The sequence below is a fragment of the Streptomyces sp. NPDC057438 genome (genome assembly GCF_042802995.1).
Taxonomy (GTDB): domain Bacteria; phylum Actinomycetota; class Actinomycetes; order Streptomycetales; family Streptomycetaceae; genus Streptomyces.
The window spans coordinates 1-12559 of the sequence record NZ_JBHVDD010000046.1 but is presented as its reverse complement, the minus strand read 5'-3'; the positions used below and the strand labels follow the sequence as shown (position 1 = coordinate 12559).

Annotated in this window: 8 protein-coding genes; 4 read left to right on the top strand and 4 right to left on the bottom strand. The window is 69.9% G+C overall.

Features of this window, described 5'->3' with window-relative positions:
- The first annotated feature begins 104 nt into the window (after positions 1-104).
- Positions 105-701: a hypothetical protein gene (locus ACFU5F_RS23975; RefSeq protein WP_383890745.1), complete on the top strand. Its 597-nt coding sequence runs from the start codon at positions 105-107 to the stop codon at positions 699-701.
- A gap of 142 nt (positions 702-843) precedes the next feature.
- Here the strand turns inward: ACFU5F_RS23975 and ACFU5F_RS23970 are convergent, their stop codons facing one another.
- The 3 genes from ACFU5F_RS23970 to ACFU5F_RS23960 form a co-directional block, all read right to left on the bottom strand.
- Positions 844-2490 carry a glycoside hydrolase family 27 protein gene (locus ACFU5F_RS23970; protein WP_383890742.1) on the bottom strand — a complete coding sequence of 549 codons (1647 nt, stop codon included), beginning with the start codon at positions 2488-2490 and terminating at the stop codon, positions 844-846.
- Positions 2491-2575: 85 nt separating this feature from the next.
- Entirely contained in the window at positions 2576-3988 is a 1413-nt protein-coding gene (locus ACFU5F_RS23965) for a non-reducing end alpha-L-arabinofuranosidase family hydrolase (RefSeq protein WP_383890740.1), read from the bottom strand.
- A gap of 163 nt (positions 3989-4151) precedes the next feature.
- On the bottom strand, positions 4152-6458 hold the full coding sequence (locus ACFU5F_RS23960) for a beta-L-arabinofuranosidase domain-containing protein (RefSeq protein ID WP_383890737.1): 2307 nt from the start codon (positions 6456-6458) through the stop codon (positions 4152-4154).
- Between the two features lie 560 nt (positions 6459-7018).
- Here ACFU5F_RS23960 and ACFU5F_RS23955 point away from each other — a divergent pair.
- From ACFU5F_RS23955 to ACFU5F_RS23945, 3 genes are all read left to right on the top strand, one after another.
- A complete protein-coding gene (locus ACFU5F_RS23955) occupies positions 7019-8971 on the top strand; it encodes an RICIN domain-containing protein (protein ID WP_383890734.1) in 1953 nt (650 codons plus the stop codon).
- A 152-nt stretch (positions 8972-9123) separates the two neighbouring features.
- On the top strand, positions 9124-10203 hold the full coding sequence (locus ACFU5F_RS23950; protein WP_383890731.1) for a homoserine dehydrogenase: 1080 nt from the start codon (positions 9124-9126) through the stop codon (positions 10201-10203).
- The gene (locus tag ACFU5F_RS23945; protein WP_383890729.1) at positions 10196-11626 is read left to right on the top strand and encodes an aldehyde dehydrogenase family protein; all 1431 of its coding nucleotides are present in this window, start codon (positions 10196-10198) and stop codon (positions 11624-11626) included. The genes ACFU5F_RS23950 and ACFU5F_RS23945 overlap by 8 nt, the downstream gene beginning before the upstream one ends.
- 144 nt (positions 11627-11770) lie before the next feature.
- Here ACFU5F_RS23945 and ACFU5F_RS23940 read toward each other — a convergent pair.
- The coding region (locus ACFU5F_RS23940; RefSeq protein ID WP_383890726.1) for a LysR substrate-binding domain-containing protein at positions 11771-12559 on the bottom strand (789 nt) is incomplete at its 5' end.

The following is a 12559-nucleotide window of genomic DNA, read 5'->3' as shown; positions in this document are numbered from 1 at the left end:
ACCGGCAGGCCGAACGTCAGGCGCCGGTCCGCAGGGGTGTGTGACGAGGGAGGGGACGGTGGGGCCGCTGCCCTATGCTGCGGCGGAGGTGAGGGGAGACATGTATGAGCAGGCCCGGTAGTCGCATGCTGACCTGGGGTTCGATGTCGGTGTGGGTGATGGCGGCCGTGGTGGCCTGCGGGCATCCGGACCCGGCGGCGGACGACGCCTCCGGCGGCCCCTCCCGGGATTCCTCGCGGTACACCTCCGAGCTGGGCAGAAGCGACCTCCCCTGGAGCGGCGGGCGCAGTCCGTACAACGCCGAGGTGCGTCTCGACGACGGCCGCAGGGTGGCCATGTACTACCTCCGGGACAAGGGGCTCGCCGAGCAGCACTACAGTCCTCGCGCCAAGGCGTGGACCGAGGCGGCCCTCATTCACCGCACCGAGGCCGACGCCTGCCAGGGCATCGAGCTCCGGGCCAGGGGCGGGACCGTCGCGGCGATCGCGGACTTCGGCCCCTACTGCTACGACGGAGAACCCCCGGCCGCGTCCATCGCGGCCGTCGGCGTGGACAGCTTCACCCGGTGGGACGTCAACGTCACCAAGGATTTCGACGGTTGGGAGCGGGTCTCCGTCTCCGACGACGGGAGTGAGGTCGTCTTCAAGAGGGGCACCACCCTGCGCTGGAGCCGTGCCGACGGGTTCGACGAGCAGCAGTAACCGCCCCCGTCGGCCCCGAGGGGGACGACGGGGGCGGCGGTCACCGCGTGGACGCCAGGAGCCGGGTGGCCGCCGGCCCCTGGAGTACCTGCTCCACGCCGCCACCAAGCCGGTGGAACACGTCCGGTGGGGCCGGGGTGGGCTACGGGAGCGTGGCCCACTTCTGGTTGTTCTGCCCGTTGCAGGTCCACAGGACGACCGGGGTCCCGTTGGCGTTGGATCCCTGTTGGACGTCCAGGCAGAGACCGGCGTGGACGTTGCGGATCGACCCGTCGGCCTGCGCGGTCCACTTCTGGTTGTTCTGCCCGTTGCACGGCCAGATGATGACCCGGGTGCCGTTGGTGGTGCCCTGGTTGTACGCGTCCAGGCACTTGTCGCCGTAGACGCGGATCTCGCCGCCCGCCCAGGTGGTCCAGAGCTGGTCGGCGGCGGTGTGGCAGTCCCGGATCACCGTCGCCGTCCCCGCGGCGGTGGAGGCCCGGTCCACGCCCAGGCAGCGGCCGGACCCGGTGCCGCGCAGGCGTGCGGTGGTGGAGGCCGTCGGACTGCCGCCGGTCATCCTGAACACGGCGACACCGTGCGCCGGTACGCTCGCGGAGATCTGGCCGGAGGTGCTGGACGTGCCGCCGGTCCACAGGTCGGTGAGGGTGAACGACCCTCCGGTGAGGCCGACTTGCGCTGCGGTGGCGGTGACGGTCGTGGCGCTTCCTCCCCGGTTGAGCAGGCCCACCGCGACCGAGCCGTCGGACAGGGGCTTGGCGAACACCTCGGTGTCGCCGTCGTCGCGCACCCTGCGTCCGCCCGCGCCCAGGGAGTCCTGGTTCACCGCCAGCAGTCGGGGGTTGCGCAGGATCGCGCTCACGTCGGCGGACATGGTGCGGATGTCGTTGCCGGCCATGAGGGGGGCCGAGAGCAGCGACCACAGGGCGAAGTGGGAGCGGGACTCGGTCAGTGACAGACCGGGACGGCCGACGACCAGCATGTCGGGGTCGTTCCAGTGGCCCGGACCCGACTGGGCGGCCAGCGGCGCGGTGATGTCCAGGACGTTGCCGACGCCCATCGGATAACTGTTGGTGTTGCCGTTCTGCCAGATGTCGAGCAGGTCCTCGGTCGTCCGCCACAGGTCCGCGACCCGGCCCCAGTCATAGGTGTTGCCGGTGGGGGCGTGGAAGCTGTTGGGGTTGATGCTGTAGACGATCGGGCGGCCGGTGGCGCGCAGGGCGTCGCGCATGATGGAGAACCGTGCGATCTGCTCGTCGAGGGTGCCGTTGCCGGAGCACCAGTCGTACTTGAGGTAGTCCACGCCCCAGGAGGCGAACGAGGCGGCGTCCTGGGCCTCGTGGCCCTTGCTGCCGGTGGAGCCGGGGTAGGTCCCCACGCCCTGGGCGCACGTCTTCTCGTTGGGTGCCTGGTAGATGCCGAACTTCAGGCCCTTGGCGTGGATGTAGTCCCCGAGGGCCTTCATGCCGCTGGGGAACTTGGTCGGGTTGGCCCGGAGCTTGCCCGCACTGTCACGCTGCGGGTCGAACCAGCAGTCGTCGACGACGACGTACTGGTAGCCCGCGTCCTTCATGCCCGAGGACACCATCGCGTCGGCGGCCTGGCGGACCTGTGCCTCGGTGATGCCGCATCCGAAGCTGTTCCAGCTGTTCCAGCCCAGTGGCGGGGTGAGCGCGGGGCTGCCGGGCGCGGCCTCGGCGGTCGTGCCGGCGGAGGCGGTGACACAGGCGGTGAGCGTCAGTGCGGTGGCTGCGAGGAGACGCAGCAGTCGTGTGTGCAGGGGAACCATGGGGGGTCCTTCCTGGCCCGCACGGCGGAAGCCGCCGCGCGGGCCTCGGGGGCACGGTCACGAGCTGGTGATCATGTGCGTACGGTCAGCGCTGCAGGGTGAGCAGACCCGGCCTGTACGGCAGCTCCGCGTAGGGCGTGTTCGACGGTGTGCTGGGGGACAGGCCCTGGTAGAGGAGCTGCAGGTTGCAGGGGTCGATGGTCATGGTCTGGTCGGGGTTGTTGCGGACCAGGTCGCCGTGGCTGATGTCGTTGGTCCAGGTGGCGCCGCTGTTGGCCTTGCCGGCGAAGGGGTTGCTCTCGGTGGCGGCCTGCGGGGTCCACGGACCGTTCAGGCTGGAGGCCGTGAACGAGCGGAAGAACCGCTGCTCGGTCGCGCCCCGCGCCTCGACGATCATGAGGTACTGGTTCTGCCCCTGGACCTTGTAGACCTGCGGTGCCTCGAACAGGTTCTTGACGGTGTCTTTCATGATCGTTGTGTACGACGAGCCGAAGCTGGCCGGGAAGTTCCCGATCGGCATGCTCGACCGGTAGATCTCGCCGTTGTCACCGGCGAAGAACATGTACATGTTCTGGCCGTCGGCGATCAGGGTCGGGTCGATCGCGCTGCCGTTGGGGACACTGCCGGTGAACAGCGGCTGCGCTGCGGACCAGCCGTTGGGGTTGGTGGGGTCGCTCGACGTGCGGTAGACGAAGGGCCATTGCGTGCCCCAGCCGTTCGAGGTCAGCACCCAGATGTTCTTGGGCGCGAAGTAGAACAGCGTGGGCGCCACCGCGCCCTGGTTCATCTGGGTCTGGGAGGCCGAGGCCATGTCGGACCAGTTCGTGAAGGGGCTGAACATCATCGAGCGCCATCCCGATCCGGAAGCGTTCGTCGCGTAGACCAGGTGCTTGCCGTTGTACGTCACGGTGGTGAAGTCCTTGAGCGAGTACCACCCGTTCGCCGGCTGCGCCAACGGGCCCGTCGAGGTCCACCGGTACGTCGATGGGAGAGAGCACGTGCTGCCCGACCCGGACAGCCCGGTCCACTTCTGGTGGGCGGCGCCGGTGCAGTTCCCGAGCTGCACCGCCGTGCCGTTGGCGGTGGCACCGCCCGATGCCTCCAGGCACAGCCCGGACTCCACGCCGACGACCGTGCCGTCGGCGTTGACCCGCCACTGCTGGTTCGTGCCGCCGTTGCAGGCCCAGATCACCGGTCGGGTCCCGGCCGTGGTGGCGTGCCCCGGAACGTCCAGGCACTTGTTGCCGTACACGGTCAGCCGGTTGTCGTCCGTCAGTGTCCACTGCTGGTTGGCCCCGCCCCAGCAGTCCCAGATCTGCAGGTTCGTACCGTCGGCCTGGTTGGCGCCCGGCACATCGAGGCACCGGCCGGAACCAGTACCCCGCAGGGCGCCGCTGGTGGCCGCCTGGGCGGGGTCGGCGACGAGGGTCGCCGCTGCGGCGACCAGGGCCGCGAGCAGCACGGACAGATGTCTGCGGCGGAAAGTACGAGTGGGCATGGGACCTCGTTTCTCTGGCGGAGCGGTGTGCCGATCGGTCCGGCACGGAACGGCCGGACCGAAGTGCTGCGACCGGACCCCGTGTTCGGTCATTCGAACAACGGTCGGAAGGTCGGGCAGGTCGAAGGGCGGGGAGCGATCAGGACCGGGTTGCGCAGTGGCCTCAGTTCCTCACGATGCGCCAGCGGTTGTCGGCGGTCCCGTCGTCCGATGACTGGACCGCGAACGCGCCGACAGAGGTGGAGCTGTTGGCGATGGCGAGGAGCTTGCCGCTGTTCGCGTTGCGGACTTTGTAGGTCCCGTCCCCCTGGTCGAGCAGGGTCCACCGGTGGTCGGCCGTGCCGTTGTCCGACCACTGCAGAACGGGCGCGTCGTCGGCCGTGGACATGTCCTGGACGCCGAGCACCTTGCCGCTGTGGGCGTTGCGCAGACGGACCGCGCTTGCGTCGGGGATCATCTGCCAGTCGTGGTCGGCGGTGCCCGAGTCGTTCCACTGCAGGGCTCGGCCGCCGTCGGCCGTGGACATGTTCTGGATGCCCAGCACGAGTCCGCTGCCGACGTTGGTCAGCCGGACGGTGCCGCTGGTGTTCCAGTAGACCGTGTAGTTGTGGCCGTGCGCGTCGTGGAAGGGGCCGAGGTTGACGGTGGAGCCGTCGGCGGTGGCGGTGAAGGCGAGCGCACTGCCGCTGGTCCGGGTGATCGACGCCGTGTCCAGCGACGGCAGCGAACTGAGCGCGGTGTTGCCGTAGTTGCCGGACAGGACCACCGGACCGTAGGTGATCGCCGCGACGCCCGCGTTGTCGTTGGCCGCGCGCATGACGATCCGCATGGGCAGGCGGACGGTGACCGTGTCGCCGGAGGTCCAGGAGCGGGTCAGGGTGGCGTAGCTGCCGGGTGTGGTGGCGATGTTCTGTGCCACGCCGTTGACGCTGACGGTGGCCCCGGCGGTCCAGCCCGGGATGCGCAGGCGCATCGCCCAGGTTCCGCCGACGTCGCCGGTCACCCGCAGGGTCGTGGTGTCGTCGGCGGGGTAGGCCGTGGTCTGGGTGACCGTGATGCCGCGCTCCGACCAGGTGAGCACCGAAGGCACGAACAGGTTCACGATCAAGGTGTTGTCGGCGCGGTAGTAGATGGAGTCCATCAGCCTGGTGTGCATCTCCAGGCCCGTTCCCTGGCAGCACCAGAAGGTGCCGTAGTCGGTGCTCCAGGTGCCGCCGCCCCAGGCCGGGCCCACCCCGCGCCGGCCTCCGGGCCGGAGCGGAGTGAAGTAGGTGACGTGGCCGTGGTCGTCGGCCGGGTTCTGCTGGCCGATCATCTGGTTCAGCCAGGCCCGCTCGTAGTAGTCGAACAGTGCGACCCGGGTCGGGTCCAGCGCGAACAGCTCCCGGGTGAGGACGAGCATGTTGAAGGTGTTGCAGCTCTCGCAGGTGTCCTGGTTCAAGTAGCCGGCGATGGCGTTCGGGGCGCGGAAGTGCTCCGCCTGGCTGTTGCCCCCGATGGCATAGGTGTGCGCGTCGACGCAGATGTTCCAGGCGTTTGTGGCGATGTCCCGGTACCGGGTGGTGCCGGTGGCCTTGTACTCCCGGGCGGCCCCGATCCACTTGGGTACCTGGGTGTTGGCGTGCAGTCCACTGAGCCGGTCCTGGTTCGACGCCAGCGGGTCGAACACCGTGGCGTGGTCGAACCGCCGCGCGGCGGTGAGCCACCGGGCGTCGCCTGTCTGCTGGTGGAGATCGGTCAGCACGGCGTTCATGCCGCCGAACTCGGTCTGCAGCATGGCCTGCATCTGCTGGCCGCTCAGCCGGCCGGTACGCCGGTCGACCCAGCCCGCCAGGGCGAGCAGCACGTCACGGGCCTGTGTGCTGCCGATGTGGCGCCAGACGTCCAGCAGGCCAGCGAGGGTCTTGTGGATGGTGTAGTACGGCACGTTGCCGTTGCTCAGGGTCCGCTGCTCGAGAGCGGTGAAGTCGGACTCGGGATAGCCGGAGAGGTACCCGGCTCCGAAACCGGCGGCGCTGTTGTTGGCCTGGCACTTGGCCAGCTCCGCGACCATGCGGGTGGCCTTGTCCCGGCAGGTGGTGTCCCCGGTCACCGCGTAGAGCTGCGCCCAGGCCGTGAGGAAGTGCCCTTGGACGTGGGTGCGGAAGGGGAACGTCGGCGCGTCCCAGCCGCCGGTGGCGGCGGCGCCGGCGGTGGACAGCCGGTGGTTGGCACGGAAGTTGTACAGCAGCCGGTCGACATCGACGAAGCGCAGGTAGTTCCGCGTACGGTCCTGGTTGTCCAGCCAGCGGCCGGCGGTGAGCCGGACCTGGTCGAGTCCGAAGGGGTGTGCCAGGACACCGATGTCGGCTCGTGCGGGAGGGACGGCCGCCCGGGCGGTGGGCGTGCCGATGAGGGACCCGGTGGCAGAGGCGGCCGCGGTGGCCCCGGCAGCCTGCAGGAGGCGCCGTCTGCTGACGGAGGAAGCCATCGTGCACCTTTCGGTGAGGATCGGGCTACAGCTCGGTCGTTGGCGCGTCGACTCACGGATCCGGCGGTCGGGTGCGGCACGAACACGGGCGTCGGCGTCGGCATCGCGGTGGGGGCCGGCCCCTTTGCCCTCTCCACTGATACATGGGATGGATTAAGGGACAAGAAGTTGCCCGTGTCTAGTCATGCGACACGAAATGCTCGGCCACTTCGGGAGGTATGTGCTCGGCCGGCGATCTGACGCCGAGGCAGACATTGGATGTGCGGGAAGGGGGTGCGGGAAGCGCAAGAGCTGAATGTGGACAGCGTGAACCGCCGACGGGGCGGTTCCACAGTCGGCCTTCCAGATGCCCGGAGAGTGGTCGGCGCACCCTCGAAACATGGAATGTCTGAGGCGGGACGGGTAGGTTCTACAGCGATGAAAAGGGTCAATTCGGTCTCGATGAAGGCACTTTCATCCTCTTACCCGTTGACACGGGGCAGGCGCGTCACCGAACTTCATGCGTAGCACCTGCCGCCCCGCTCGGAACATCTGAGTCACCCGCAACAGGGAGTGTCCGCATGTCGTTCGGAAGCCTGTCCCGTCGCACGCTGTTGGGTGCCGCGGGGGCCGCCGTGGCCGCGACCGCGCTGCCCGTGGTCCCCGCGCTGTCGCCCCTGCTGGCGGAGGCGACCGCCGCGGACCCGCAGAGCGGCCTGGAGAAGCTGGTGAACATGCGGTTCGGCATGTTCAACCACTTCAGCCTGGGCACGTTCACCGACGAGGAGTGGGCCGCCCCGAACCAGAACCCCGCCCTGTTCGCCCCCACCGCCGTGGACTGCGCCCAGTGGGCGGCCGCCGCCGCGGCGGCGAAGATGAGCTACGGCATCCTGACGACCAAACACCACGACGGCTTCGCCCTCTGGCCCAGCGCCCACGGCACCCAGAACGTCGCGAACAGCTCCTACCGGCACGACGTGGTGAAGGCGTACTGCGACGCCTTCCGGGCGAAGGGCCTGAGGATCGGGTTCTACTACTCCATCTGGGACCGCACCTTCGGCGTCGAGGCATGGGAGAGCCGGCACCAGGTGTCGGGCCTCGAGGTCACCGATGCCGTCCAGCCCGCCGACATGACCTTCATGCTCGGCCAGATCACCGAACTGCTCACCAACTACGGCACCATCGACATGTTCATCACCGACGGTTACGCGTGGCAGATGGGCCAGCAGGCCGCCTCGTACCAGCGGATCCATGAGCACGTGAAGTCCCTCCAGCCGGACATCGTCATGATCGACCACGGTGCCCTGTCGGTGCCGTTCCTCGGCGACGCGATCTACTTCGAGGAGCCGTTGGGCGTCTCGGCCCCGGCCGGGAACACCTACGCCGCCACGCAGGGGCAGACGATCAGCAACGGCTGGTTCTGGCATCCGTCCACGCCCACCGAGGGCCTGATGAGCAAGGACGCGATCCTTTCCCACCTGGCGGATCTGGAGCCGAAGTACACCTCGTTCATCCTCAACTGCCCGCCCAACCGCAACGGCAGGCTGGACACCAACATCGTCAACCGGCTCGCCCAGGTCGGGGCGGCCTGGAGCCCCGACATCTCCAGGCCGCCACTGCCCGCGCAACTGCCGCGCGCCGAACATCCCGTGACCCCCGTCAGCGCCTACGCGACCGCGTACCGCGTCGGTGAGGGCCCGCTCCACGCCATCGACGGGCTGAGCGACAAGGGCTACGAGACCTGCTGGTCGACCTGGGGGCTGTCCACGCCCCTGCCCCACGCGATCACGATCGATCTGGGCGGGGTGTGGAGCAACGTGTCCACCCTGGAGTACCTGCCCAAGCAGTGGAACCGCACCGGTACCACCGACGGTGACATCACCTCCTACACCATCTCCACCAGCACCGACGGCACGAACTTCACCCAGGCCGCCACCGGCACGTGGGCCGGCGACCGTGCCACCAAGGTGGCCGAGTGGCCGGCCCGGAACGTGGGGTTCGTACGGATCCAGGCCCACGCGGCCACCGGCGGTTACGCCAACATCGGCGGCATCCACGTCGGCGGCCGGACGGCCAAGCCGGTCCTGGTGTCGAGAGTGCTGCCGGGCGACGGCACCGTCTACCGCCTCGTCAACCGCAAGAGCGGCAAGGTCGCCGACGTGTACGACTTCGGCACCGCCGACGGCACCGACATCCAGCAGTGGCCGTGGCTGAACAACACCGCGCAGAAGTGGACCTTCGCCTCGACCGGAGACGGCTACTACGAGATCAAGAACGTGAACAGCGGCAAGCTGATGGAGGTGGCTGGGCTTTCCCGGGCGGACGGCGGGAACGTCGCCCTCTACGCCGACCACGACGTGCCGCAGCAGCACTGGGCGGTCACACCGACCGGCGACGGCCACTACTACCTCACCAACCGCTACAGCGGACTCGCCCTGAACGTCGACGGAGGCTCGACCGCCGACGGGGCCGACATCGACCAGTTCACCTACCGTCGAGCCCTCGAACAGCAGTGGCAGATCACCGCCCTGTGACGACGCGGCCCGGGGGCGGGCGAATCGCCGCGGGACATGGCGGATCGGCATGCGCCGCGGCCGTTGTGACATGGAGCGGATGACAGGCGCAGAAGCGAGGCTCTGAGCAGCCGCACCGTCAAGGCGGCGGCGGACTGCGAAGGAGCGATCTCATGGGCCGATACGATCTCGCCCTCATCGGCTTCGGCGGCGTCAACCGCGCGCTCGCCGAACTCATGGTTCACAACGGGGACCGCCTGGCGAAGGAGCTGGGCTTCTCCCTGCGGGTGGTGGCCATCACCGATCTGCGGGCCGGCTCGCTGGTGGACACCGACGGAATCGACCTGGCGCCACTGCTGGCCGCCGAGCCCGGCGAGCTGAGCTTCGCGGACCTCGCCGGCGGCAGCGCGGAGCCGCGCAACGAGTGGGTGATCCGCGAGGTTCCGGCCGACATCGTCGTGGAGGCCACGTTCACCAACCCCACCGACGGTGAGCCCGCCCTCTCCCACGTGCGATGGGCACTGGAGTCGGGCAAGCACGTGTGCACCACCAACAAGGGGCCGGTCGCACTCGCCGGCCGCGCGCTGAAGCGCCTCGCCGCCGCGCGCGGTCTCAGCTTCGAGTACGAGGGCTCGGTGCTCAGCGGCACCCCCGTCCTGCGCACGGCCGAGCGCATGTTCGGCGGCCTGGAGATCACCGGCGTCCAGGGCATCATGAACGGCACCTCGAACTACATCCTCGGCCGTCTCGAAGAAGGCGTCGATCTCGCGGCGGCCATCGCCGAGGCCCAGGACCAGGGGTACGCCGAAGCCGATCCCACCGCCGACGTCGAGGGGTACGACGTCCAGCTCAAAGTCATGATCCTCGCCAACGAGGTCCTCGGCGCGGACCTGCGCCGCGAGGACGTCTTCTGCGAGGGCATCTCCGCGATCACCCCCCACGAGGTGCGGAACGCCGCCTCGAAGGGGCTGCGTTGGAAGCTGGTCGGCTCCGCCACCCGCCACGAGGACGGCAGCGTCGAGGCCCGCGTCGCCCCGCTGGCCCTGCCGGCCCATCACCCGCTCGCCGGGATCTCCGGCCCCGCCAACGCGGTCGCCTTCCACACCGACCTCCTCGGCACCGTCACGGTCTCCGGGCCCGGCGCCGGCCGGGTCGAGACCGCCTACGCCCTGCTGTCGGACCTCATCGCCATCCACCAGCGCCACGCCGACGACGACGCGCGCCCCGCTCTCCAGGAGACCCACCGTGTCTGACACCGCCGTGCCCGCCTCCATCGAACTCGACACCGACACCACGCCCGTGCACAACCCCTACACCGGCGAGGTCATCGCCTCGGTGCCCACCGTCGACGCGGGCGCCGTCGGCGGCATCCTGCAGCAGGCCAGGTGCGGGCGCCGCACCGCCGCCGCGCTGTCCCGCGCCTCCCGGGCCGCGGTCCTGGAACGCGCCGCCCACCTGATCGAGCGGCGTGCCGAGTCCTTCGCCCAGCTGATCGTCAGCGAGGCCGGCAAGACCATCACCCAGGCCCGCAAGGAAGTCGCCCGCGCGGTCAACACCCTCTCCCTGTCGGCGGCCGAGGCCCGGCGCAACGCCGGCGAGGTCATCCCCTTCGACTCCTTCGAGGGCTCGGAGAAACGGCAGGGCTGGTTCACCCGCGAACCGCTGGGCGTCATCGCCGCCATCACCCCGTTCAACGACCCCCTCAACCTGGTCGCGCACAAACTCGGCCCGGCCGTCGCCGGCGGCAACGCGGTCATCCTGAAACCGTCCGCGCTGACGCCGCTGTCCGCGCTGCGCCTGGTCGACACCCTCATCGAGGCCGGCCTGCCCGAGGAGATCGTCACCGTCGTCAACGGCGACGCCGACATCGCCGCCGCGATCGTGACCGCCCCCGACGTGCGCATGGTCTCCTTCACCGGCGGATTCGCCACCGGCGAGGCCATCGCCCGCACGGCCGGCCTGAAGAAGCTCGCCATGGACCTCGGCGGCAACGCACCGGTCATCGTCATGGACGACGCCGACCTCGACGAGGCCGTGAACTCCTGTGTCTCCGGCGCGTTCTGGGCCGCGGGCCAGAACTGCATCGGCACCCAGCGCATCCTGATCGCGGCCGAGGTCTACGAGCGCTTCCGCGAGGCCTTCGTCGCCCGCACCGGGCTGCTGCGCGTCGGCGACCCGCTCGACGAGCGCACCGACGTCGGCCCCATGATCACCCAGGAGGCGGCGGCCGCCACCCGGGCCAAGGTCGACGCGGCGGTGGCCGAAGGTGCGGTGCTGCTGTGCGGCAACGAGACCGTCGGCGCCCTGTACACGCCGGCCGTCCTGGAGGACGTCCCGGCGGCCTGCTCGATCTGGCAGGAGGAGGTGTTCGCCCCGGTCGTCGTGCTGCAGCCGTTCACGTCCTTCGAGGACGCCGTCGAACAGGCCAACGCCATCGAGTACAGCCTCCACGCGGGCATCTTCACCTCCCGCCTGGACCACGCCCTGAACGCGGCCCGGCTGTTGCAGGCCGGCGGAGTCATGATCAACGACTCGTCCGACTACCGCTTCGACGCCATGCCGTTCGGCGGGTTCAAGTACGGCAGCATGGGCCGCGAGGGCGTGCGCTTCGCCTTCGAGGAGATGACCCAGCCCAAGGTCGTCTGCGTCAACCACATCGGCGAAGCGGCACGTTGACGGCCGCCCGTACCGGACACGCGTGACCCTTTCGCGATACCGGGCACCTGCCGGTGCTGTTCGGACCGTGGCGGACGGGTCGTGCGAGAGCACCTGGAACCGGGGCAGTCACCGACGCGTTCGGTGGCTGCCCCGGCCGCGCCGTCAGCCCCGCCGGACCGCGCCGAGCTGGGTCCGGTGCAGGTCCGCGGCGGTGAAGCGTTGCGCCACCGTGCGCAGGACGCGGGCCATGGCCTGGGCGGGCGGGGTGGCGGGGCGTGCCGCGGCGCGCGCGAGGAGGATGCGGCGGGTGGGGGCCGGGACGTCGGAGGCGAACGGCAGGAGACGTACGTCGCTGCGCCGGCTGGTGAGGGCCAGGCGGGGGGCCAGCGCGATACCCAGACCGGCGGCGACCATGGCCTGCGCCTCCTGGTAGTCGTGCGACGAGTAGGCGATACGGGGCTCGAAGCCCGCCTGGCGGCAGCTCCGGCGCAGCACGTCGGCGACGGGATGGTTGTCGGCGCGGATGATCCACTCCTGGTCGGCGAGGTCGCCGAGACGCACGGAGGGGTGCGTGCGCAGGGGTGAGTCGGCGGGAACGACCAGCACGGTGGGGTCGTCCAGCAGATGGGTCAGGGCGAGCGCCGGGTCGTCGAAACGGTTCCACTCGTAGTCCCACAGCAGTCCCTGCTCCACCTCACCGGTGTGCAGCATCTCCCTGAGCTCCGCGAGGACTCCGGCGCGCACCTCGATGCGGATGCCCGCGTGACGACGGCGGAACCGCGTGAGCGCCAGCGGCAGCAGGGACGCGCTCGCGGTGGGGAAGGAACCGAGCCGCAAGGTGCCCTGGTCGAGGGCGGTGAAGGAGTCCAGGTCGGCTTGGGCGGCGCGCAGCTCCCGGCGGATGGTCCGACCGCGCTCGGCCAGCGCGGCACCCGCCGGGGTGGGACGGAC